The sequence below is a fragment of the Pseudomonas sp. DY-1 genome (assembly GCF_003626975.1).
Classification (GTDB): Bacteria; Pseudomonadota; Gammaproteobacteria; order Pseudomonadales; family Pseudomonadaceae; genus Metapseudomonas.
The window spans coordinates 4,009,294-4,032,152 of sequence record NZ_CP032616.1 but is presented as its reverse complement, the minus strand read 5'-3'; the positions used below and the strand labels follow the sequence as shown (position 1 = coordinate 4,032,152).

Genomic DNA, 22,859 nt, shown 5'->3' with positions numbered 1-22,859 from the left:
TGCTGCATGGCGTCGGCAGCCTGGATGACACGCCGCGCCAGGTGTTGCAAAGGTTGCAGATACAAAAACGCCGGCCCTGGGGCCGGCGTTGTGGACTCGCTTACACGGTATGCAGGTACCAGTTGTACTCGAGGTCGGAGATGGAGTGTTCGAACTCTTCCAGCTCGCTTTCCTTACACGCAACGAAGATGTCGATGTAATCCGGGCTGATGTACTTGGCCAGGACTTCGCTGTCGTCCAGCTCGCGCAGGGCATCGCGCAGGTTGTTCGGCAGGCTCTGCTCCAACTGCTCGTACGAGTTGCCTTCGATAGGTGTGCTCGGCTCGATCTTGTTGGTCAGTCCATGGTGAATACCGGCCAGGATGGCCGACATCATCAGGTAGGGGTTGGCGTCGGCACCGGCTACGCGGTGCTCGATGCGCACGGCATCCGCACTGCCGGTAGGCACGCGGACGGCCACGGTGCGGTTGTCCAGGCCCCAGCTCGGCGCGTTCGGTACGTAGAACTGCGCGCCGAAACGGCGGTAGGAGTTCACGTTCGGGCACAGGAAGCCCATGGACGCAGGCATGGTCTCGAGCACACCGCCGACCGCGTGACGCAAAGCGGCGTTCTGCTCGGGATCATCTGAGGTGAAGATGTTCTTGCCGGTCTTCTTGTCGATCAGCGAGATATGCACATGCAGGCCGTTGCCCGCCTGGCCCGGGTAGGGCTTGGCCATGAAGGTGGTGTCCATCTCATGGTCGTAGGCGATGTTCTTGATCAGGCGCTTGAGCAGCACGGCGTAGTCGCAGGCCTTCAAGGCGTCTTCGACGTGGTGCAGGTTGACCTCGAACTGGGCCGGGGCGCTTTCCTTCACGATGGCATCGGCCGGGATACCCTGTACCTTGGCACCTTCGAGGATGTCCTGCAGGCAATCGGCGTATTCGTCGAGGTCGTCGATCAGGTACACCTGGGTGGACTGCGGGCGCTTGCCGGAGATAGGCGAACGCGGAGGCTGCGGACGGCCGTTGATGTTCTCCTGGTCGATCAGATAGAACTCCAGCTCGAAAGCGGCGCAGATGGTCAGGCCAAGCTCGTCGAATTTCTCCACCACACGACGCAGTACTTCGCGCGGGTCGGCAAAGAAGGGTTCGCCTTCGCCTTCGACCTCATGCATGGTCATCAGCAGCTGCGCGGTCGGGCGCTTCTGCCAAGGCTCGTCACTGAGGGTGTCGGGGATGGGATAGCAGATACGGTCTGCGTCGCCGATGTCCAGGCCGAGGCCGGTGCTTTCGACGGTGGAGCCATTGATATCGAGAGCGAAGATCGAAGCGGGGAGGTTGATGCCTTTCTCGTAGACTTTGGTCAGGCTGGCGCGTTCGATTCGCTTGCCTCGTACCACTCCATTCATATCTGCAATCAACAGGTCGACGAACTGGACCTCAGGATGCTCCTTAAGGAACTCGTTCGCTTCTTGAAGCTGAACGGCACGCGGGGGTACCGACATGATGCAACACCTTTTTTGTTAAAAATATCAATCACGCTCAATCTAAGGTGTGAGTCAATCCGAATCACCCCTTGATGTCAAGCGAGCCCTATTTTGCCCCAAAAACGGGCTTGATGGCCAGTTTTGGGGCGTTCCGGGGCATCCGAACCTCTCTCCGAACCATGACGGCTGCGGTGCTCAGCGGGGCGTGTTCAATTTTTTACAGCCCTATTGTGTAAAAAAATGAACAACGCTAAGCTCGGTCGAAACCCAAATCAGACAAATAATACGGGTGTCTCATGTCTCGCCTGCCGTTGATCGGCGTATCCGCTTGCACCAGAGAGATCGGTCCTCAGACCTATCATATAGCTGGTGAAAAGTATCTGCGTGCGGTGGCGGTCGGAGCTGGCGGTATTCCGCTGGTAATTCCGGCCCTGGCTGAACTGATGGACCAAGCGACCCTCCTGGCAAGCCTGGACGGTTTCCTCTTTACCGGCTCCCCCTCGAATGTGGAGCCCCATCATTACCAGGGCACCGCATCCGAGCCCGGCACCCGTCACGATCCCGCCCGGGATCGCACTACTCTGCCTCTGGTCCGTGCGGCCATCGCCGCCGGGATTCCCGTTCTGGGCATTTGCCGTGGTTTCCAGGAAATGAACGTGGCCTTTGGCGGCACCCTGCACCAGCGTGTGCATCTAGTAGAAGGATTCATGGACCACCGCGAGCCGGCCGACGAGCCGCTCGAGGTGCAATACGCTCCCCGGCACCCGCTCCAGGTGCAGCCGGGCGGTGTACTCGACGGCATCGGCTTGCCGTCCGAGATTCTAGTCAACTCCATTCATGGCCAGGGCGTTGAACGTCTGGCGCCGGGCCTGCGTGTAGAGGCTCTGGCGCCTGATGGGTTGGTCGAGGCCTTTTCGGTCGAAGGCGCCAGGAGCTTTGCCCTTGGGGTGCAATGGCATCCCGAGTGGCAAGTGCGGACCAACCCGAACTATCTCGCCATCTTCCAGGCCTTTGGTGAGGCTTGCAGGGAGAAGGCGGGGAAACGCTGAGCGGGAGAACTCTTCAGGAAACCGGCGAAGTTGCCGTGTCGCGCAGTTCGGACTGTACTGATCGCGGCCGGTGCCTCGATGGGCGTGAATGCCACGAACCTGCTGATGCCTTCTAGCGAAGCTCTCAACCCTGAGGTCTTTATGACTACCAAGCTCGACCAGCTGACCAGCTGGCTGAAAGAACGCAAAATCACCGAAGTTGAATGCATGATCAGCGATCTTACTGGCATTGCCCGCGGTAAGATTTCGCCGACCAACAAGTTCCTGGACGAGAAGGGCATGCGTCTCCCCGAGAGCGTGCTGCTGCAGACCGTAACCGGCGACTATGTTGAGGACGACATTTATTACGAGCTGCTCGATCCGGCGGACATCGATATGTTCTGCCGTCCGGACCAGGCTGCCGTATACCTGGTGCCCTGGGCCATCGAGCCCACCGCCATGGTTATCCACGACACCTTCGACAAGCAGGGCAACCCTATCGAGCTGTCCCCGCGCAACCTCCTGAAGAAGGTGCTGAAGCTATACGCAGATAAAGGCTGGAAGCCCATCGTCGCGCCGGAAATGGAGTTCTACCTGACCAAGCGCTGCGACGACCCTGACTTCCCGCTGCAAGCCCCGCTGGGTCGTTCGGGTCGCCCGGAAACCGGTCGCCAGTCCTTCTCCATCGATGCAGCGAACGAATTCGACCCACTGTTCGAAGACATGTACGACTGGTGCGAGATGCAGGACCTGGACCTCGACACCCTGATCCACGAGGAAGGCCCGGCGCAGATGGAAATCAACTTCCGTCATGGCGACGCGCTCGACCTGGCCGACCAAATCCTGGTGTTCAAGCGCACGATGCGCGAGGCCGCCCTCAAGCACAACGTGGCGGCGACCTTCATGGCCAAGCCGATCACCGACGAGCCGGGCAGTGCCATGCACCTGCACCAGAGCGTGGTCGACATCAAGACCGGGAAGAATATCTTCTCCAATGATGACGGCTCTATGAGCGAGCTGTTCCTGAGCCACATCGGCGGTCTGCAGAAGTACATCCCCGAGGTCCTGCCGCTGTTCGCGCCGAACGTTAACTCCTTCCGCCGTTTCCTGCCGGACACCTCCGCGCCGGTGAACGTGGAGTGGGGCGAGGAGAACCGCACCGTGGGCCTGCGTGTACCGGATGCCGGTCCGCAGAACCGCCGTGTGGAGAACCGCCTGGCCGGCGCCGACGCGAACCCCTACCTGGCCATCGCCGCCAGCCTGTTGTGCGGCTACATCGGCATGGTGGAGGGTGTGAAACCGAGCGCACCGGTGAAGGGGCGCGGCTATGAGCGCCGCAACCTGCGCCTGCCGCTGACCCTTGAAGCAGCGCTGGAGCGCATGGAGTCCTGCCGGGACATCGAGAAATATCTGGGCGGCAAGTTCGTGACGGCCTATGTGGCGGTCAAGCGTGCCGAGCATGAAAACTTCAAACGGGTGATCAGCTCCTGGGAACGTGAGTTCCTGCTGCTCTCCGTCTGATCCGGAACGGAGGCCGGCCGCCTCGGCCGGCCCTCCAGACGTGTGTTTACTGAGGTATAGAAATGAATAGCCAAGTGACCAACCCCAAGACCCTTGAATGGCAAGCGCTCGGTCGTGACCACCACCTGCCGCCGTTCACCGACTACAAGGCGCTGAATGCCAAGGGTGCGCGGATCATCACCAAGGCCGAAGGCGTGTACATCTGGGATAGCGAAGGCAACAAGATCCTCGATGGCATGGCTGGCCTGTGGTGCGTCAACGTCGGCTACGGCCGTGAGGAGCTGGTTCAGGCGGCTACCCGGCAGATGCGTGAACTGCCCTTCTACAACCTGTTCTTCCAGACCGCTCACCCTCCGGCGGTGGAGCTCTCCAAGGCGATCGCCGAGATCGCTCCGGAAGGCATGAACCATGTGTTCTTCACCGGTTCGGGTTCTGAAGCCAACGACACTGTGCTGCGCATGGTTCGCCACTACTGGGCGATCAAGGGGCAGCCCCAGAAGAAAGTCGTCATCGGCCGCTGGAACGGTTACCACGGCTCCACCGTGGCCGGTGTCAGCCTCGGCGGCATGAAGGCGCTGCACGGGCAGGGTGACTTGCCGATTCCGGGTATCGAGCACATCGCCCAGCCTTACTGGTTCGGCGAGGGTGGCGACATGGCGCCGGCCGAGTTCGGCGTCTGGGCTGCCGAGCAGCTGGAGAAGAAGATTCTCGAAGTGGGCGAGGACAAGATTGCCGCCTTCATCGCCGAGCCCATCCAGGGCGCGGGTGGCGTGATTGTCCCGCCGGAAACCTACTGGCCGAAGATCCGTGAAATCCTCGCCAAGTACGACATCCTGTTCATCGCCGACGAAGTGATCTGCGGCTTTGGCCGTACCGGTGAATGGTTCGGCAGCCAGTACTACGGCAACGCCCCGGACCTGATGCCGATCGCCAAGGGCCTGACCTCCGGTTACATCCCCATGGGCGGCGTGATTGTCCGCGACGAGATCGTCCATACCCTGAATGAGGGTGGGGAGTTCTACCACGGCTTCACCTACTCTGGTCATCCGGTGGCGGCGGCGGTGGCGCTGGAGAACATCCGCATCCTGCGTGAAGAGAAGATCGTCGAGAAAGTGAAGGCCGAAACGGCACCGTATTTGCAGCAGCGCTGGCAGGAGCTGGCCGATCACCCGTTGGTTGGCGAAGCGCGCGGTGTCGGTATGGTTGCGGCCCTTGAACTGGTCAAGAACAAACAGACCCGTGAGCGTTTCGCTGGTGGCATCGGGATGCTGTGCCGTGAGCACTGCTTCCGTAACGGGCTGATCATGCGTGCGGTGGGCGACACAATGATCATTTCGCCGCCGCTGGTGATCAGCAAAGACGAAGTCGACGAACTGGTGACCAAGGCACGCAAGTGCCTGGACCTCACCGCGGCTGAAGTCAAAGGTTAAGAAAAGAGGGCTTGGTGGTGGCATTTCGAGATGCCGCCTGTTGTAAGCAAGCCCTCTACCTTGCCAGACTTCGCTGGTGCGTTGGCCAGGCTCACCGAGTGGTGGCGTATTCGGTACGACGCCACTCGGACACTTCAACAAAAATGGAGCTACCCGCATGATCAAAACCTTCGGCAAGACCCTGCTCGCCATCACCCTGGCGGGTGCCGTGGCCGGTATGGCCCAGGCTGACGACAAGGTGCTGCACGTCTACAACTGGTCGGACTACATTGCAGCCGATACCGTCGAGAAGTTCACCAAGGAAACCGGCATCAAGGTCGTCTACGACGTCTTCGACTCCAACGAGACCCTTGAAGCCAAGCTGCTGGCTGGCAAGTCGGGTTACGACATCGTGGTGCCGTCCAACAACTTCCTGGCCAAGCAGATCAAGGCCAAGGTTTACCAGCCGCTGGACAAGTCCAAGCTGCCGAACTGGAAGAACCTGGACCCGAATCTGCTGAAAACCGTCGAAGTTTCCGACCCGGGTAACCAGTACGCCTTCCCCTACATGTGGGGCTCCATCGGCATCGGCTACAACCCGGAAAAGGTCAAGGCTGTACTGGGCGACAGCGCTCCGGTCGATTCCTGGGACTTGCTGTTCAAGCCGGAGAATATCGAGAAGCTGAAGTCCTGCGGCGTCTCCTTCCTCGACTCGCCGACCGAGATCCTGCCTATTGCGCTGAAGTACCTGGGTCACGATCCATTGAGCCAGGACCCGAAGCAGCTGAAGGAAGCCGAGGCGCTGTTCCTCAAGATCCGTCCGTACGTCACCTATTTCCACTCCTCCAAGTACATCTCCGACCTGGCCAACGGCAACCTCTGCGTGGCAGTGGGCTACTCGGGTGACGTGTACCAGGCCAAGTCCCGCGCCGAGGAGGCCAAGGGTGGTGTGACGGTCGCCTATAACATTCCGAAAGAAGGCGCAGGCACCTTCTTCGACATGGTCGCCATCCCGGCCGATGCCGCCAACCCGGATGCCGCCTATGCCTTCATGAACTTCCTGATGAAGCCGGAAATCATGGCCGAGATCACCAACGAGGTGCAGTTCCCCAACGGCAACGCCGCTGCCACTGCGCTGGTCGATGAGGCTATCCGCAAGGACCCGGGTATCTACCCGACCCAGGAGACCATGGCCAAGCTCTATGCTTTCCCTGATCTGCCGGCCAAGGTGCAACGCGCCATGACCCGTACCTGGACCACCATCAAGTCGGGCAAGTAAGCACGGCTGCCGTGCCCGGCGGGTTTTCCCGCCGGTGCCCGGACCGCGCTGCGGTACACCGCAAGTTGACTTGCCTGGGTTGCAGGAAAAACCTGGGCTCCTTCCGGCACTGTCCGGAGACAACAAGAGGACGAACCTGTGCAATCCCCCATCCGCAAGATGATGATCACTGCCGCCGCCACCCTGACCCTGGTTTCCCAGGTCCAGGCGGATCAGACGGTGCATATCTACAACTGGTCGGACTACATCGGCGAGACCACCCTGGCGGATTTCCAGAAGGAAACCGGCATCAAGCCGGTGTATGACGTCTTCGACTCCAACGAGACCCTGGAAGGCAAGTTGCTGGCGGGCCGCACCGGTTATGACGTGGTTGTGCCGTCGAACCACTTCCTCGGCAAACAGATCAAGGCGGGTGCGTTCCAGAAACTCGACCGCAGCCAGCTGCCCAACTGGCAGAACCTGGACCCCAACCTGCTCAAGCAACTCGAGCGCAATGACGCGGGCAACCTGTACGCCGTTCCCTACCTGTGGGGCACCAATGGCATCGGTTACAACGTCGAGAAGGTCAAGGCCGCGCTTGGTGTCGACCACATCGATTCGTGGGCGGCCATCTTCGAACCCGAGAACATCAAGAAGCTCAGCCAGTGTGGCGTGGCCTTCCTCGACTCGGCGGATGAGATGATCCCCGCCGTGCTGAACTACATGGGCCTGGACCCGAACAGCACCAACCCGGACGACTACAAGAAGGCCGAGGAGAAGCTGATGGCGGTACGTCCCTACGTGACCTACTTCCACTCGTCCAAGTACATCGGCGATCTGGCCAATGGTGACATCTGCGTCGCCGCCGGCTTCTCCGGTGACATCTTCCAGGCCGCCTCGCGCGCCGAGGAAGCAGGCAAGGGCATCCAGATCGCCTACGCGATCCCGAAAGAAGGCGGCAACCTCTGGTTCGACATGCTGGCCATTCCGGTCGATGCAGCGAACGCCAAGGACGCCCACGCTTTCATCAACTATCTGCTCAAGCCCGAGGTGATCGCGAAAGTCAGCGATTACGTCGGGTATGCAAACCCCAACCTCAAGTCTGGGGAGTTCATGGATCAGGAAGTACGCACCGATGAGTCCGTCTACCCGCCACAAGCGGTGCTGGACAAGCTCTATGTTTCGGCGGAGCTGCCGCCGAAGGTCCAGCGGCTGATGACCCGCAGCTGGACCAAGGTCAAGTCGGGCAAGTGATGCAAGGCCGGCGCTGCCCGTAGTGTGGCGGGCGCGCTGGCTCAACCCAGGCGGCATCAGGCAGGACGCCTGATTCACGCCCATGCTGTACAAACCCGCCCGGCCGCGGTGGTCGGGTAGCAATTTCTGGGAGTGTGGTAATGGCAATAGCCTCCGGTGCCTACAAGAAAGCCCTCGAGGGCAACCAGCAACCCAAAGAGGTGCTGGTAAAGATCGACCGGGTAACCAAGAAGTTCGACGAGACGGTGGCCGTGGACAGCGTGTCCCTGGACATCAAGAAAGGCGAGATTTTCGCCCTGCTCGGTGGTTCCGGTTCGGGTAAATCAACTTTGCTGCGGATGCTCGCTGGGTTCGAGCGGCCGTCTGAAGGGCGCATCTTCCTCGACGGCGTCGATATCACCGATATGCCGCCCTACGAGCGCCCGATCAACATGATGTTCCAGTCCTATGCGCTCTTCCCGCATATGACTGTTGCGCAGAACATCGCCTTCGGACTCAAACAGGACAGGCTCCCGGCCGCAGAGGTCGACGAGCGTGTCAACGAGATGCTCAAGCTCGTGCAGATGACCCAGTACGCCAAGCGCAAGCCGCACCAGCTGTCCGGTGGCCAGCGTCAGCGCGTGGCCCTGGCTCGCTCGCTGGCCAAGCGTCCGAAGCTGCTGCTGCTCGACGAGCCCATGGGCGCGCTGGACAAGAAGCTGCGCTCGCAGATGCAGCTGGAGCTGGTGGAGATCATCGAGCGCGTGGGCGTGACCTGCGTGATGGTGACCCACGACCAGGAAGAGGCCATGACCATGGCCCAGCGCATCGCGATCATGCACCTGGGTTGCATCGAGCAGATCGGCAGCCCTGTGGATATCTACGAGACGCCCATCAGCCGCCTGGTGTGCGAGTTCATCGGTAACGTCAACCTCTTCGACGGCGAAGTGGTGGAAGACGCCGAGGCCCACGCGCTGATTGCCTGCCCGCAACTGGAGCGCCCGATCTTCGTCGGCCACGGCGTGACCACCTCAGTGCAGGACAAGCGCATCACCTACGCCCTGCGTCCGGAGAAGCTGCTGGTGACCACCGAGCAGCCGACCTGCGAGTACAACTGGTCGCGCGGCCGGGTTCACGACATCGCCTACCTGGGCGGTCACTCGGTGTTCTACGTCAAGCTGCCGAACGGCACCGTCGTCCAGTCCTTCGTCGCCAACGCCGAGCGTCGTGGCGCCCGTCCGACCTGGGATGACGAAGTGTTCGTGTGGTGGGAAGACGACAGCGGCGTGGTACTGCGGTCATGAAAGCTCCCAAACTGAAAAACCTGTTGCCGACCGGCCGGCACCTCGTTATCGGGGTACCGTTCTTCTGGCTGTTCCTGTTCTTCCTGCTGCCCTTCGCCATTGTGCTGAAGATCAGCTTCGCAGAAGCCGACGTTGCGATCCCTCCGTACACGGATATCTACACCTGGGCGGACAATCAGCTGCAGCTCATCCTCAACCTGGGCAACTACCTGATTCTCAACGAGGACGAACTGTACCTGGCGGCGTACCTGGGCTCGCTGAAGATCGCCTTCGTCAGCACCCTGATCTGCCTGCTGATCGGCTACCCGATGGCCTACGCCATCGCCCGTGCCAGCAAGGAAGCCCAGACCGTGTTGCTGCTGCTGATCATGATGCCGACCTGGACTGCGATCCTGATCCGCGTCTACGCCTGGATGGGCATCCTCAGCAACAACGGCCTGCTCAATGCATTCCTGATGGGCATCGGTCTGATCGACGAGCCGCTGCAGATCCTCAACACCAACCTGGCGGTGTACATCGGCGTCGTCTATTCGTACCTGCCGTTCATGATCCTGCCGCTCTACGCCAACCTGGTGAAGCATGATCCCAGCCTGTTGGAGGCTGCTTCGGACCTCGGTTCGAGCACGTTCAACAGCTTCTGGAAAATCACCGTGCCACTGTCGAAAAACGGCATCATCGCCGGCTCGATGCTGGTGTTCATCCCGGTGGTGGGCGAGTTCGTGATTCCGGAACTGCTCGGCGGCCCGGAGACCCTGATGATCGGCAAGGTGCTGTGGCAGGAGTTCTTCAACAACCGTGACTGGCCGGTGGCGTCCGCCCTGGCAGTGGTGATGCTGGCGATCCTGCTCGTGCCCATCATTCTCTTCAACCGTAACCAGGCGAAGGAACTGGAGGGCAAAGTATGAAACGCTTCGGTTTCTCCACCCTGATGCTCTGGGCAGGCCTGCTGTTCATCTACCTGCCGATGGTCATCCTGGTTATCTACTCCTTCAACGCTTCCAAGCTGGTAACCGTGTGGGGCGGCTGGTCGGTGAAGTGGTACGTGGGCCTGCTGGACAACTCCCAACTGATGAACTCGGTGGGTCGCTCGCTGGAGATCGCCATTTATACTGCGATTGCCGCTGTGGCCCTGGGTACCCTGGCTGCCTTCGTGCTGACCCGCATTCCGCGTTTCCGCGGGCGCACGATGTTCGGCGGCATGGTCACCGCGCCGCTGGTCATGCCCGAGGTCATCACCGGTCTGTCGCTGCTGCTGCTCTTCGTGGCCATGGCGCAACTGATCGGCTGGCCCCAGGAGCGTGGCATCGTCACCATCTGGATCGCCCACACCACCTTCTGCTCGGCCTACGTGGCCATCGTGGTGTCGGCGCGCCTGCGCGAGCTGGACCTGTCCATCGAAGAAGCGGCCATGGACCTGGGTGCGCGTCCGTGGAAGGTGTTCATTCTGATCACCATCCCGATGATCGCGCCGTCCCTGGCGGCAGGCGGCATGATGTCCTTCGCCCTTTCCCTGGATGATCTGGTGCTGGCGAGCTTCGTCTCCGGTCCCGGTTCCACCACCCTGCCAATGGAGGTCTTCTCCGCCGTGCGCCTGGGCGTGAAACCGGAAATCAACGCCGTGGCCAGCCTGATCCTGTTGACCGTCTCGCTGTTCACCTTCTTTGCCTGGTTCTTCACCCGCCGGGCCGAGGAGCGTCGCAAGCGTGCCATCCAGCAGGCGATGGAAACCATGGCCGAGGAAGCCGCTTCCTCCAACTGGAAACCGGCCGCCACCCAGGTCGCCTGAATCCAGCGCTGAAAACACAAAGGCCACCTTCGGGTGGCCTTTGTGTTTTCAGGATGTAGGAAATCTTGTCTTGTGGGAGCGAATTCATTCGCGATTGAAATCGCTCCCACAGGGTGCCGGGTCTAGTCCCGCAGCTCCATCCGCACATCCCCCAGCTTCGCGCCGTAGGGGCCGTAGCTGCGCTCCACCAGCTCACGGCTGCCGTCGGCGCGGACGATCAGGGCCGAACTGGCGCGGGTGCCGTAGGTGCGGGTGGCGATGAACACGCTGGAGAGCATGCGCTCGGTGTTCAGCCCCACGCCGGTGTCCGGCAGAATGTGGTCCTGGGCAACCTCCGGGTCGTGCAGCAGGTTGAGCAGCGCGTCCGTCGAGGGAGGATTCAGGCATTCGGCGATGGCCGCCTTGCCGCGCTCGACCTTGGGCCAGGGCGTATCCAGATCGGCGTTGGATACCCCGTAGATGCCCGGCTTGAGGTTGATCGGTCCGCCGCTGCGCGGATTGAGGAACCACAGCTCGCGGTCGTCCCCCACCAGCAAGTTGAAGCCCGAATAGTCGCCAGCCCGGCGCAGCGCGTCCTCGAGGAACTCGCCCGGCCCCATGGTTCCTCGCAGGAATTGCACGCAGAGCTCGCCGCGGGTGCGGCCGACCGGCGGCGTTCGGGGATCGCGGATGTTGGTGAGGGCGGCGAAGCGGCCTTTGGGCCCGGCGCCAAGCCAGGTGCCGCCGGCTTCGAGGTCGCGCCCAGCGATTACGCCGGGTGCGTCTTCCCAGCTCGCCATGGAAAGCGTGGGGCGTGCATAGAATTCATCTCGGTTTGCAGCGAGCACCAGCGGGACTTCGTGTCCGGGGCGCCATGCGAATACGATCAGGCACATGGAGTCGTCTCCTTTTTATGAGCCGGAGTGTAGCAGCAGGTAGGAAAACTACATCAGCTGCAAATGTCCACTTCCGGGTTATCGGCAGCTTGCGTTGAACGTCCATCTCCACCCGGTGGAGCGAGAAACGGCCTTCCGTTAACATGCCGCTTTGTTTTCGGGGGTGTCCATGGAATTCCTGCTCTACCTGGTACTCGGCGCCTGCGCCGGAGTGCTGGCCGGGCTGTTCGGCGTCGGCGGCGGCATGATCATCGTGCCGGTGCTGGTGTTCAGCTTCACCGCCCATGGATTCGATCCCGGCATTCTCACGCACCTGGCAGTTGGCACGTCCCTGGCCACCATCATCTTCACCTCGATCAATTCGGTGCGCGAGCATCATCGCAAAGGTGCGGTGCGCTGGCCGATCTTTGCCTGGATGGCGGTCGGAATCCTCATCGGCGCCGGCTTCGGTGCCCTGACCGCAGCTGCCATTCAGGGCCCGATGTTGCAGAAGATCATTGGTATCTTCGCCATACTGGTAGCCATACAGATGGGGCTGGACCTGAAGCCCAAGGCCAGCCGCGCCGTTCCCGGCAAGCCGGGCCTGACCCTGGCAGGTGTGGTGATCGGTTGGGCCTCGGCCATCTTCGGTATCGGTGGTGGTTCCCTGACCGTACCCTTCCTGACCTGGCGCAGCGTACCGATCCAGCAGGCGGTGGCCACCTCCGCGGCCTGCGGACTGCCGATCGCCGCGGCGAGCGCGCTGTCGTTCATGGTGCTGGGCTGGAACAACACCAATCTACCGCCCTACAGCGTTGGCTTCATTTACCTTCCGGCGCTGGTTGGCATTGCCGTCACCAGCATGTTTTTCGCCCGCTTCGGCGCGCGCCTGGCCCACAGGCTTTCGCCGCGCTTGCTGAAGCGCCTGTTCGCCCTGCTGCTGCTGTCAGTGGGCCTGAACTTCCTGATCTAAGGAGCTGTAATGCTGGCTTATCCCCAGATCGACCCGGTAGCGCTGGCTATCGGCCCGCTGAAAATCCATTGGTACGGTCTGATGTACCTCATTGGCATCGGTGGTGCGTGGTGGCTGGCCTCGCGCCGCCTGAACGCCTTCGATCCCAGCTGGAGCAAGGAGAAACTCTCCGACCTGGTGTTCTGGGTCGCGCTTGGCGTAATCGCCGGTGGTCGTCTCGGCTATGTGTTGTTCTACGATCTGTCGGCCTACATCGCCAATCCGCTACTGATCTTCGAAGTCTGGAAGGGCGGCATGTCGTTCCATGGCGGCCTGATCGGCGTGATGCTGGCGACCCTCTGGTTCGGCAAGCGCAACAACAAGAGCTTCTTCCAGCTGATGGACTTCATCGCGCCCCTGGTACCTATCGGTCTGGGTGCTGGCCGTATCGGCAACTTCATCAATGCCGAGCTCTGGGGAAAGGCCACCGACGTTCCCTGGGCGATGATCTTCCCCACTGACCCGGCCCAGTTGCCGCGCCATCCGTCGCAGCTCTACCAGTTCGCTCTGGAAGGCGTGGCGCTGTTCGCCATCCTCTGGTTCTACTCGCGCAAGCCACGCCCGACCATGGCGGTTTCCGGCATGTTCGCGCTGTTCTACGGTATTTTCCGCTTCGCGGTGGAGTTCGTCCGCGTCCCTGACGCCCAGCTCGGTTACCTGGCCTTCGGCTGGCTGACCATGGGCCAGATCCTCTGCCTGCCGATGATCATCGGCGGCATCGCCCTGATTGTCTGGGCTCATCGCCGCCAGGCCGCCCAAGGAGTCGTCTGATGAAACAGTATCTCGACCTGATGCGCCGCGTGCGCGAGACCGGCACCTTCAAGAGCGACCGCACCGGCACGGGCACCTACAGCGTGTTCGGCCACCAGATGCGCTTCGACCTGGCCGAAGGCTTCCCCCTCGTGACCACCAAGAAGTGCCACCTGAAATCCATCGTCCATGAGCTGCTGTGGTTCCTCCAGGGCGATACCAACATCAGGTACCTGAAGGACAACGGCGTCTCCATCTGGGACGAATGGGCTGACGAAGAGGGCAACCTCGGACCGGTCTATGGCTATCAGTGGCGTTCCTGGCCGGCACCCAATGGCGAGTCCATCGACCAGATCACCAAGGTGGTGGAAATGATCAAGAAGAACCCGGACTCGCGCCGGCTGATCGTTTCCGCCTGGAACCCCGCCCTGGTGGACGAGATGGCCCTGCCGCCCTGCCACGCGCTGTTCCAGTTCTACGTGGCCAACGGCAAGTTGAGCTGCCAGCTGTACCAGCGTTCGGCCGACATCTTCCTCGGCGTACCCTTCAACATCGCCAGTTATGCCCTGCTGACTCTTATGGTGGCCCAGGTCTGCGACCTGGAACCGGGCGAGTTCATCTGGACCGGCGGCGACTGCCACCTCTATGCCAACCACATCGAGCAGACCGACCTGCAGCTCACGCGCGAGCCGCTGCCGTTGCCGACCATGAAGATCAACCCGGACGTGAAGGACCTGTTCGCCTTCAAGTTCGAGGACTTCGAACTGGTGGGCTACCAGGCGCATCCGCACATCAAGGCGCCTGTCGCCGTCTGACCTGCTGGGGCGGAGACGCCCCGGCCTTCCGATGACAGGAGTCACCATGAAAGCCCCGCTTGCAGCCCTGCTCACGGGGCTTTTCGGCCTCTGGTCGTCCTTTTCCACCTGGGCCGAGCCAGCCCAGGGAAGTTTCATTGCCAGTCAGCGTTGCGAGGCTTTCCAGTCCATCCGCAAGCAGAGCAACCCGGACGACCTCAAGTTGGAACCAGGTCGCCGCTACGAAGTGGTGGAGGTCAACAAGCGCGATTACGACTGGCTGCGCATTCGCATTCCGGGCAGTGCCACGCCCTTGCGCTGGGTCTCCGCCGACTGCGGCTCGGCCGAGGGGATTGCCTTCAATACCGGCAAGCCTGCCGCCTTCGGAGAGAGCGCAGGCGCCTGCAATGTGCCCGACCAGCACGACGGCTATGTGTTGGCCGCCACCTGGCAGCCGGGCTTTTGTGAGCATGCCCGCTACAACGGCAAGAAGCCTGAGTGTGAAGGCCTGGATTCCGGTGAGCTACAAATCTCCCACCTGACCCTGCATGGCCTCTGGCCCAATCGCCGGTCCTGCGGCAAGGACTACGGCCACTGCGCCGGGCCAGAGATGAAACTCAGCGGTGACACGCTGGCCTACGTCCGCCCATGGATGCCGAACTTCCGCTATGGCACCAGTTTCGGCCGCTATCAATGGGACAAGCACGGTGTCTGTCAGACGCAAATGGACGACGATGCCTACTTCCGTCGCGCGGCGGACCTGGTGCGCCAGCTGGATCAGTCGGCTGCGGGTCAGTACATCGTTGCCAACATCGGTGGTGCCATTTCCAAGCGCGCGTTCTACGAGCGCGTGGAACAGGACTTCGGTAGCCGAGATGCGCAGAACAATTTCCTGCTCATTTGCAGCGGCAAGTATCTGCAGGAGGTACGCGTTTCGCTGCCTCGTGCGCTGAAGCAGGCTGACAATCTGGTTGGGGTGGTCGATGGTCAGTTCGCCGAGAGTCGCGCGCGCGATCGCAGTGAGTGCAGCTCCGACCGCATCCTGATCGAGGCCGGCGGCCGCTGACCGCCGGCCCTGATTTCAGGGCCGCAAGCCTTCCGCCAGGGCTGCGACCCAACCCTGGCGCTCCGCCTGCTCCAGCTCGGCGCCTGGATTCAGCGACGACCATTCCGGATGGGCGCGCGCCTTGCCCAGCACGGTCGGCAGCTTGCCCTCCTGCCACTGCCTTTCCTCCGGAGTGTCGACGCGCACTGCCTCGAAAGCCGCATGGCCGCGGGCGTCCAGCGCCGCCAGTAGCTGGCGTTGACGCAGGGCCAGCAGGCGCAGGATGGAGTCGTCCACGGTCAGTTCGCGTTGTCCCTTGATCTTGCCCAACAGCCGTTCGCCATAGTGACCGAAGGTCTGCCAGGCGCCGCCGGCTATGGCGCCGAGTGCCGCTGCGGCACCCAGCGTGAGGCCACCCACCAGCAAGTCGACACTTGCGCCAGCCGCCGCACCGGCAGCCATGCCGCCGCCCAGGCGCACACCCAGCTGTTTGAGCGTTTCCGGGTTGAATAGATCGTCGCCCCAACGGCCGCCTAGCAGTGGCAGATCGCTGGTGGCGGCATCGTCCTGGGCGAATGCGTAAAGCCGCAGCAGTGCTTCCACGCAACGTTGTTCGCGCTGGCGCACCTGTTGGCGCAGTGTCTCGGTGGCGGCCTGCAGGGCAGCTTCCTGGGCCGGCACACTGCGGCGGCAGGCTGCGACGTCCAGCAACAGTTCAGCGATCAGTCGACTACCTGCCTCCAGGCGCAGGCGGCGTTGCGCCTGGTGATCCTCCACCAGTCGCTGCAACTGAGGGCGTGCTCGCTCGAGCAGGAGGGCCAGGCTGTCGTAAAGGCGCTCCTCGCCATCCAGCGGCGGGGCCACGCTGTCGAAGCGTACCAGTGCATGCAGGCCAAGGCGGGCAAGGGCCTCGCGCCAATCGGCTTCGCGGTGGCTCTCGCTGGCGACAAAGTTCAGCACTGGCAGCAGCGGTCGTCCGCACATCGCGAGCACTGCCAGTTCATCGCGGTACTTGGCCAGCACCGGTTCGCGGGCATCGATCACATAGAGCCCGGCATCCGAGGTCAACAACTGGCGCAGCACCTTGGCTTCCTGCTCGAAGCGCTGGCGGGCTTCGCTGCCGTCGAGGAAACGGGCGAGACGTGCCGGGCCATCCAGGCGCTCGCCTGGGCGATCCAGTCGCTCCAGGTGATCCAGGAGGGCGATGGCGTCCTCCAGTCCCGGCGTGTCATACAGTTCCAGCAGCGGCTGGCCGTCCACTGACAGCCGCGCGCCCTCCACATGCCGGGTGGTGCTGGGTCGATGGGAGACCTCGCCAAACGAGCGATCACGCAGCAGGGTACGCAGCAACGAGGTCTTGCCAACGTTGGTGTGACCGACCACGGCGAGCTTCAACGGTTTAGTCATGGCCAGTCTCCAGCCAGTGCAGGGGCGCACCCTGGGCATGGGGCAGGGACAGGCGGTCGAGTGCCTGGTGCCAGTCTTCCAGGCGTTGGCTATCAAGAGCGTCGCCGGCGGGTGGAGGGAGCAGCCAGATGCGGGTCTGACCCGCGCTGCGCGCAAGTTCGCCGATCAATGCCAGGGTGCCGCGATCCGGCGAGCGACGAGGATCGCAAGCTACTGCGAGGCGCTCAGGTGGAAAACGGCTGAGTTGGTCGAGCAGACGTTGGCGCTGCTCGCGGCTGTCCAGCACGCCGGCATCACCCACGCCCTTGGGCAGGGACGGCGGCCAGGGGCGGCGGTCATCCAGTTCGATCGCCACCAGCAGTGCACCCTGGCTGGCGCCATTCAGGCTGCCGGCGCGGGGTTCGACCTGCTCGGCGGGCGCGGCATCACAGACGCCCAGGCGCTCGCTGGCTGGCTGCAGACGTTCGCGTAGCAAGCTGTAGCCAGGCAGGCTGAGGTCGAGGCCAAGGCGCGCGCGCCCTTGCGACCAACGCCAGAAGCAGAATAGGCCCAGCAACAGGCGCGGCAGCAGGCCGTAGGTGAAGGTGATCCCCAGGAGCCAGCCTGACCAGGCCTGACGCGCGGCTTCTTCGCTGACCACGGCACTACTGGCGCGGATGGTCGCGGCGTCCGGCAGGCTGAACCCGAGAAGGCTGGGAAGGGCGCCGAGGGCTTGGGTCAGGAAGACGAATGTATCGCTGCCGAGGATGGTGGTTTCCCAGACGAAACCATAGCGACGGGTCGCGAGCAGGAGCAGGAGCACCACCAGAGCGCTGCCCAGGGTCAGCAACCATGCTCCGTGCACCAGGGCGCCCAGTCCCCAGCGGGTCAGGCGCTGGCGCTGCAGCAGCAGGAGCAGCGCGGGAGCCAGGTGCGCAGCCTGGGCGTCGCGGGCGAGCTTGCCGCTTAGCCATAACCAGATGCGACCCAGCACGCTGGCGCTGTTGCCGAGGCAGAGCGACAGGGCCCAGCCGAGCAGCATCAGCAAGTGCAAGCCGAGCAGGCTGCCCAGGGCCCAGAACAGGTTGACCGGACGCTGGCCATCACCGAGTGCGGCAACGGCCAGGCCAGCACCGCTGATCAGCGCAAGCATCACCAGTAACAGGCCGGCGAGTCGTGCGCCCTGGCGCCAGTGCTGCAGGGCCGGGAGCTGCCCGTCGCGTTGGGCCAGCCAGAGGGCGCGGGCTTCGATGCGCGCCGCCAGATTTCCCCCTGCGGCATTGGCACGACGGTTTGCCTCTGAGTCTTCGAGAGGGCCGGCGTGTTCTTCGCGCAGGCGGATGGCCTCGGTCAGCCAGAGCCGGTCGAGGGCGGAGAGAGGAGGGAGGGAGGCTGGATTGGGTTCGCTCACGAAGGGCCTCTTGGCCAAGGGTGAGCACTGAGAATAACCGCTGAAGGCGGGCCCTTCATCAAGAGAAGGCCGGCACTGTGCGCCGGCCTTTACCTGTCAGTGGCTGTGGGAACCTGCCGCCACTTTCACTCGGGGGGCTGTTGGCGCGTCGTGGTGGTCGTCGTGGTCGGTCACCACTTTCACTTCGTTGCCGTCGCAGTCATACAGCTTGCCGTCGCGGAAGTAATCACCCTCGTTCAGGGCGGCGACGTCCTGGTAGCGAAGGGTGCGTTCGTTGGCGGCGACGAATACCGACTGCTGGTCCGAGTTGCCGGCCTTCAGGTGGTTGAAGATCAGGTTCAGCAGGATCGCCATGATCGCGGCTGAGCTGATGCCGGAGTGGAAGATGGTTTCGAACCAGGCGGGGAAGTGGTGGTAGAAGGTCGGCGCGGCGATCGGGATCATGCCGAAGCCGATGGAGGTGGCGACGATGATCAGGTTCATGTTGTTGCGATAGTCCACCTGCGCCAGGGTACGGATGCCGGAGGCGGCCACGGTGCCGAACAGCACCACGCCTGCGCCACCCAGTACCGAAGTGGGGACAGCGGCGATCAGGCGGCCCATAACCGGCAACAGACCGAGGGTCACCAGGATCAGGCCGGCGGTGGCGACCACGTAGCGGCTCTTCACGCCGGTCACGGCTACCAGACCGACGTTCTGGGCGAAGGCGCTCTGGGTGAAGGAGCCGAACAGCGGGGCCAGCGAGCTGGAAATCATGTCGGCACGCAGGCCGTTGCCGAGGCGCTTGGAGTCGACCTTGGTGCCGATGATCTCGCCCACGGCAAGAATGTCTGCGGAGGTCTCCACCAGGGTCACGATGATCACGATCAGCATCGACAGGATCGCCGCGATATGGAACTCCGGCATGCCGAAGTGCAGCGGCGAAGGCATGGCGACCAGCGGGCCTTCAAGCACCTTGGAGAAGTCCGCCATGCCGAAGAACACTGCCGCCACGGTGCCGATGATCATCGCCAGGAGGATGGACAGGCGCGAAATGCTGGCGCTGCCCAGTTTGCTCAGCAGCAGCACGGTTCCAAGGGTGAAGGCAGCCAGGCTTATGTTTGCCACGCTGCCGAATTCCGGCGACTGGCTGTTGCCGCCCATGGCCCAGCGTGCCGCGACGGGCATCAGGGTGAGGCCAATGGTGGTGATCACGATGCCGGTCACCAGTGGCGGGAAGAACTTGGTGATCCGTGAGAACACCGGGGTAATCAGCAGGCCTATCAGCGAGGCAGCGATTACCGCGCCCAGCACTGCGGGGATTCCACCGGCGCCGTCGCTGCCGATGATGGCGATCATGGTTGCCACACCAGCGAAGGACACGCCTTGCACCAGAGGCAGCTGACAGCCGAAGAAGGGGAGACCGATCGTTTGTAGCAAGGTGGCCAGGCCACCGGCGAACAGTGAGGCTGCGATCAGCAGGCCGATGTCTGCGGGCGAAAGCCCGGCAGCCTGGCCGATGATCAGGGGTACCGCGACAATTCCGCCGTACATGGTCAGCACATGCTGCAGACCGTAGGCGAGGTTGGCTCCAATGCCGAGGTTTTCATCTTCCGGTCGTTGCACCGGAGACGGACTTGCGGATGGGACTGTCATGGTGGGCTCTCGGTTTTGTTATTGTGCTGGCAACTGTAGACAATTAACCGGCCTATTGACTAGTGGTTTGTATACAATTTTTTAGGCAAGCTTTTTCGCCTATCTCCTGCGTTAATTCTTATAAAGGCGCCGAAATAAGTAGAATCAATCATTGACCATGTGGTCAGGAAAGTGATTGGCGACGAATGGAGGTCGCTCGTCGAACCATTCATTTTGGGGATGCACAGGCCGTGCCGGAAATGTGTGATTCGGGCGCCCATCCTCCGTTGGCTTTCTCTCACGGACGGCAGCCGGTATTCTCGCCGCCATGAAAAAGACCCTGCCCCTATGCCTGATTGCCGCCCTCGCGCAGAACCGCGTGATCGGTCGCGACAACCAACTGCCCTGGCACCTGCCGGCGGACCTCAAGCACTTCAAGGCCATGACCCTCGGCAAGCCGATCATCATGGGCCGCAAGACCTGGGACTCCCTTGGTCGCCCGCTGCCGGGCCGGCTCAATCTGGTGGTCAGCCGCCAGAGCTCTCTGGTGCTGGAAGGCGCGGAAGTCTTTCCGAGCCTGGAAGCTGCGATCGAACGCGCTGATGCCTGGGCGCGTGCGGAAGAGGCCGAGGAACTGATGCTGATCGGCGGCGCAGAACTCTATGCCCAGGGCCTGGTCCAGGCCGACCGCCTCTACCTGACTCGCGTTGAGCTGGCTCCGGAGGGCGATGCATTCTTCCCTGAAGTGTCGCAGCAGGACTGGCGCTTGGCCTCCAGCATCGAGCACGAGGCGACGACGGACACGCCGGCCTACGCCTTCGAGGTGTGGGAAAAGCGCTGAGGCCCCCGATCCTGTCCTGTGTGAGCGAATTCATTCGCGAAAGAATTCGCTCACACAGGTTATAGGACCAGCTCGCGAAGCACCGCCCGAGCGTCATCGTCAATCAAGAGAAACCCCACCGACACTGGCAGCTTGAAACGGCGCGGGCCTGCACTGCCTGGGTTCACGTGCAGTAATCCTGAATGCTCGTTGATCAGGGGTTTGTGCGAATGGCCAGTGACCACGACCCTGAAGCCGCGCTGGGCAAGGTCGTCAGGAATATCCGCCTGGTCATGCACCAAATAGATGCCGATCCCGCCCAGTTGAACCGCTTCCACCTTGCGAATGGCCTGCGCCCAGGGCCCCTCGTCGTTGTTGCCTCGCACGGCAGTCAGCGGCGCCAGCCCGGAAAGGGTGTCGAGTATTTCGGCTTTTCCGATGTCGCCAGCGTGGAGAATGTGGTCGCAGCCCTCCAGCGCCGCAAGCGCCTGCGGACGTAGCAGGCCGTGGGTGTCGGAGATCAGGCCGATACGGAGGGGCTTCATGGCATGGGCCTCGGCGGGAAACGAGGCCCATTCTGCATCACTCTTACGTGCGCGTGGTTTCTGGCAGGAACCAGTTCAGCAGCAGGGCGCAGAGACCGCCGGTGGCCACACCGGATTCGAGGATGTTGCGCAGTGCCGCCGGCATATGGGCGAGGAATTCCGGCACCTGCGACACGCCGAGACCCAGGGCGAGCGATACGGCGATGATCAGCAGCGCGCGGCGATCCAGGGTGGTGCCAGCGAGGATATTGATGCCGGAAGCGGCTACTGCACCGAACATCACCATGGCGGCGCCCCCCAGCACGGGTTCGGGAATGGCTTGCAGCACGCCAGCCACGGCCGGGAACAGGCCCAGCAACACCAGCATAAGAGCAATCCAGATGCCGATATGGCGGCTGGCGATGCCGGTGAGCTGGATCACGCCGTTGTTCTGGGCGAAGACTGAGCTAGGGAAGGTATTGAACAGGCCGGCAAGCAGGGAGTTGGCGCCGTTGACCAGCACGCCGCCCTTGATCCTTTGCATCCATAACGGGCCTTCCACCGGCTGGCGCGAAACCTTGCTGGTGGCGGTGACGTCACCGATGGCTTCAAGCGAAGTGACCAGGTAGATCACGAGCATCGGTACGAACAGTGACCAGGAGAACCCCAGGCCAAAGTGCAACGGTACCGGCACCTGCAGCAGCGGCGCGTCGTGCAGGCCGCTGAAATCGAGGCGGCCGAGCCAGGCGGCCAGGGCGTAGCCCGCCAGCAGTGCGATGACGATGGCGCAGCTGCGCATCCACACCAGCGGGATGCGGTTGAGCAGCAGGATCACGCCGAGCACGGTACCGGACAGCAGCAGGTTCTCGCCGTTGGCGAAGGTGCCGTTGGCCATCGCGCCGAAGCCGCCACCCATGCTGATCAGGCCCACCTTGATCAGGGTCAGGCCGATCATCAGCACGACGATACCGGTCACCAGCGGATTGATCAGTCGTTTGACGAAGGGCAGCACGCGGGAAATGCCCATTTCGACGAAGGCACCGGCCATTACCACGCCGAAGATAGCGGCCATCACTGCCTCAACCGGAGTGCCTTGCTTGACCATGAGTGCACCACCGGCGATCAGCGGGCCGACAAAGTTGAAGCTGGTGCCCTGGACGATCAACAGCCCGGCGCCGAACGGCCCGAAGCGCTTGCATTGAACGTAGGTGGCGATACCAGACACCACCAGGGACATGGAGACGATCAGGTTGGTATCCCGCGCCGACACGCCCAGCGCCTGGCAGATCAGCAGGCCAGGGGTGACGATGGGGACGATGATGGCCAGCAGGTGCTGCAGCGCGGCGAGCAGGGCGGCGACGGGGCGTGGCTTGTCTTCCAGGCCGTAGAGCAGCTCGTTGCGAGTCTCGGGGACGGGGGGCTTTTCCAGTGAAGTCATGGTGATCGACCGCAAAAAAGCGGCGATTCTACCTGAGTGGTCAGGTTTGGTGAGGGAGGCTTGATCTTGTGGGGGCAATTCATTGGTTATGTCTGCATTACGTGTTTCAAGCAGATGTACTGGCCGTAGGAGCTGACTTGCCAGCGAATGGCCCCGTTTCGCCGGCAAGCCAGCTCCTACAAGGTTCTTGACCCGATGGTAGAT

General features: G+C 62.5%; 20 protein-coding genes. 13 read left to right on the top strand and 7 right to left on the bottom strand.

Annotated features, from left to right (window positions below; translation table 11 throughout):
* Positions 1-100 precede the first annotated feature (100 nt).
* On the bottom strand, positions 101-1,486 hold the full coding sequence (locus D6Z43_RS19025) for a glutamine synthetase family protein (RefSeq protein WP_120653639.1): 1,386 nt from the start codon (positions 1,484-1,486) through the stop codon (positions 101-103).
* Between the two features lie 278 nt (positions 1,487-1,764).
* Here D6Z43_RS19025 and D6Z43_RS19020 point away from each other — a divergent pair, with 278 nt between their 5' ends.
* From D6Z43_RS19020 to D6Z43_RS18985, 8 genes are all read left to right on the top strand, one after another.
* The gene (locus D6Z43_RS19020) at positions 1,765-2,517 is read left to right on the top strand and encodes a gamma-glutamyl-gamma-aminobutyrate hydrolase family protein (protein ID WP_120653638.1); all 753 of its coding nucleotides are present in this window, start codon (positions 1,765-1,767) and stop codon (positions 2,515-2,517) included.
* 141 nt (positions 2,518-2,658) lie between these two features.
* On the top strand, positions 2,659-4,017 hold the full coding sequence (locus D6Z43_RS19015; protein WP_120655307.1) for a glutamine synthetase family protein: 1,359 nt from the start codon (positions 2,659-2,661) through the stop codon (positions 4,015-4,017).
* 62 nt (positions 4,018-4,079) lie between these two features.
* On the top strand, positions 4,080-5,447 hold the full coding sequence (locus D6Z43_RS19010; RefSeq protein ID WP_120653637.1) for an aspartate aminotransferase family protein: 1,368 nt from the start codon (positions 4,080-4,082) through the stop codon (positions 5,445-5,447).
* A 157-nt stretch (positions 5,448-5,604) separates the two neighbouring features.
* Positions 5,605-6,705, top strand: coding sequence for a polyamine ABC transporter substrate-binding protein (locus D6Z43_RS19005; protein ID WP_120653636.1), 1,101 nt, complete (start codon positions 5,605-5,607; stop codon positions 6,703-6,705).
* Positions 6,706-6,867: 162 nt separating this feature from the next.
* Entirely contained in the window at positions 6,868-7,938 is a 1,071-nt protein-coding gene (locus tag D6Z43_RS19000) for a polyamine ABC transporter substrate-binding protein (protein ID WP_371924425.1), read from the top strand.
* 140 nt (positions 7,939-8,078) lie between these two features.
* Entirely contained in the window at positions 8,079-9,221 is a 1,143-nt protein-coding gene (locus D6Z43_RS18995; protein ID WP_120653635.1) for an ABC transporter ATP-binding protein, read from the top strand.
* Positions 9,222-9,244: 23 nt separating this feature from the next.
* Positions 9,245-10,126: an ABC transporter permease subunit gene (locus tag D6Z43_RS18990; RefSeq protein ID WP_162945906.1), complete on the top strand. Its 882-nt coding sequence runs from the start codon at positions 9,245-9,247 to the stop codon at positions 10,124-10,126.
* On the top strand, positions 10,123-11,007 hold the full coding sequence (locus tag D6Z43_RS18985; RefSeq protein WP_120653634.1) for an ABC transporter permease subunit: 885 nt from the start codon (positions 10,123-10,125) through the stop codon (positions 11,005-11,007). The genes D6Z43_RS18990 and D6Z43_RS18985 overlap by 4 nt, the downstream gene beginning before the upstream one ends.
* A 122-nt stretch (positions 11,008-11,129) precedes the next feature.
* Here the strand turns inward: D6Z43_RS18985 and D6Z43_RS18980 are convergent, their stop codons facing one another.
* Positions 11,130-11,882: an NRDE family protein gene (locus D6Z43_RS18980; RefSeq protein WP_120653633.1), complete on the bottom strand. Its 753-nt coding sequence runs from the start codon at positions 11,880-11,882 to the stop codon at positions 11,130-11,132.
* A gap of 169 nt (positions 11,883-12,051) precedes the next feature.
* Here D6Z43_RS18980 and D6Z43_RS18975 point away from each other — a divergent pair, with 169 nt between their 5' ends.
* The 4 genes from D6Z43_RS18975 to D6Z43_RS18960 are packed head-to-tail and all read left to right on the top strand — an operon-like array spanning position 12,052 to position 15,483.
* Positions 12,052-12,834, top strand: a complete 783-nt coding sequence (locus D6Z43_RS18975) for a sulfite exporter TauE/SafE family protein (protein WP_120653632.1) — start codon at positions 12,052-12,054, stop codon at positions 12,832-12,834.
* A gap of 9 nt (positions 12,835-12,843) precedes the next feature.
* Positions 12,844-13,644, top strand: coding sequence for a prolipoprotein diacylglyceryl transferase (lgt, locus tag D6Z43_RS18970; RefSeq protein ID WP_120653631.1), 801 nt, complete (start codon positions 12,844-12,846; stop codon positions 13,642-13,644).
* Entirely contained in the window at positions 13,644-14,438 is a 795-nt protein-coding gene (locus tag D6Z43_RS18965; protein WP_120653630.1) for a thymidylate synthase, read from the top strand. The genes lgt and D6Z43_RS18965 overlap by 1 nt, the downstream gene beginning before the upstream one ends.
* Positions 14,439-14,484: 46 nt before the next feature.
* On the top strand, positions 14,485-15,483 hold the full coding sequence (locus tag D6Z43_RS18960; protein WP_120653629.1) for a ribonuclease T(2): 999 nt from the start codon (positions 14,485-14,487) through the stop codon (positions 15,481-15,483).
* Positions 15,484-15,498: 15 nt separating this feature from the next.
* On the opposite strand, the gene D6Z43_RS18955 is transcribed toward D6Z43_RS18960, so the two are convergent.
* From D6Z43_RS18955 to D6Z43_RS18945, 3 genes are all read right to left on the bottom strand, one after another.
* Entirely contained in the window at positions 15,499-16,869 is a 1,371-nt protein-coding gene (locus D6Z43_RS18955; RefSeq protein WP_120653628.1) for a GTPase/DUF3482 domain-containing protein, read from the bottom strand.
* Positions 16,862-18,259, bottom strand: a complete 1,398-nt coding sequence (locus tag D6Z43_RS18950) for a DUF2868 domain-containing protein (RefSeq protein ID WP_120653627.1) — start codon at positions 18,257-18,259, stop codon at positions 16,862-16,864. The genes D6Z43_RS18955 and D6Z43_RS18950 overlap by 8 nt, the downstream gene beginning before the upstream one ends.
* A 96-nt stretch (positions 18,260-18,355) precedes the next feature.
* Positions 18,356-19,894, bottom strand: a complete 1,539-nt coding sequence (locus tag D6Z43_RS18945; RefSeq protein WP_120653626.1) for a nucleobase:cation symporter-2 family protein — start codon at positions 19,892-19,894, stop codon at positions 18,356-18,358.
* Positions 19,895-20,201: 307 nt separating this feature from the next.
* On the opposite strand from D6Z43_RS18945, the gene D6Z43_RS18940 reads away from it, so the two are divergent.
* Entirely contained in the window at positions 20,202-20,714 is a 513-nt protein-coding gene (locus D6Z43_RS18940; RefSeq protein WP_120653625.1) for a dihydrofolate reductase, read from the top strand.
* A gap of 59 nt (positions 20,715-20,773) precedes the next feature.
* Here D6Z43_RS18940 and D6Z43_RS18935 read toward each other — a convergent pair whose 3' ends face one another.
* Both D6Z43_RS18935 and D6Z43_RS18930 read right to left on the bottom strand, forming a co-directional pair.
* A complete protein-coding gene (locus D6Z43_RS18935) occupies positions 20,774-21,238 on the bottom strand; it encodes a metallophosphoesterase family protein (protein WP_120653624.1) in 465 nt (154 codons plus the stop codon).
* A 43-nt stretch (positions 21,239-21,281) separates the two neighbouring features.
* Positions 21,282-22,655: a nucleobase:cation symporter-2 family protein gene (locus D6Z43_RS18930; protein ID WP_120653623.1), complete on the bottom strand. Its 1,374-nt coding sequence runs from the start codon at positions 22,653-22,655 to the stop codon at positions 21,282-21,284.
* Positions 22,656-22,859: the final 204 nt, after the last annotated feature.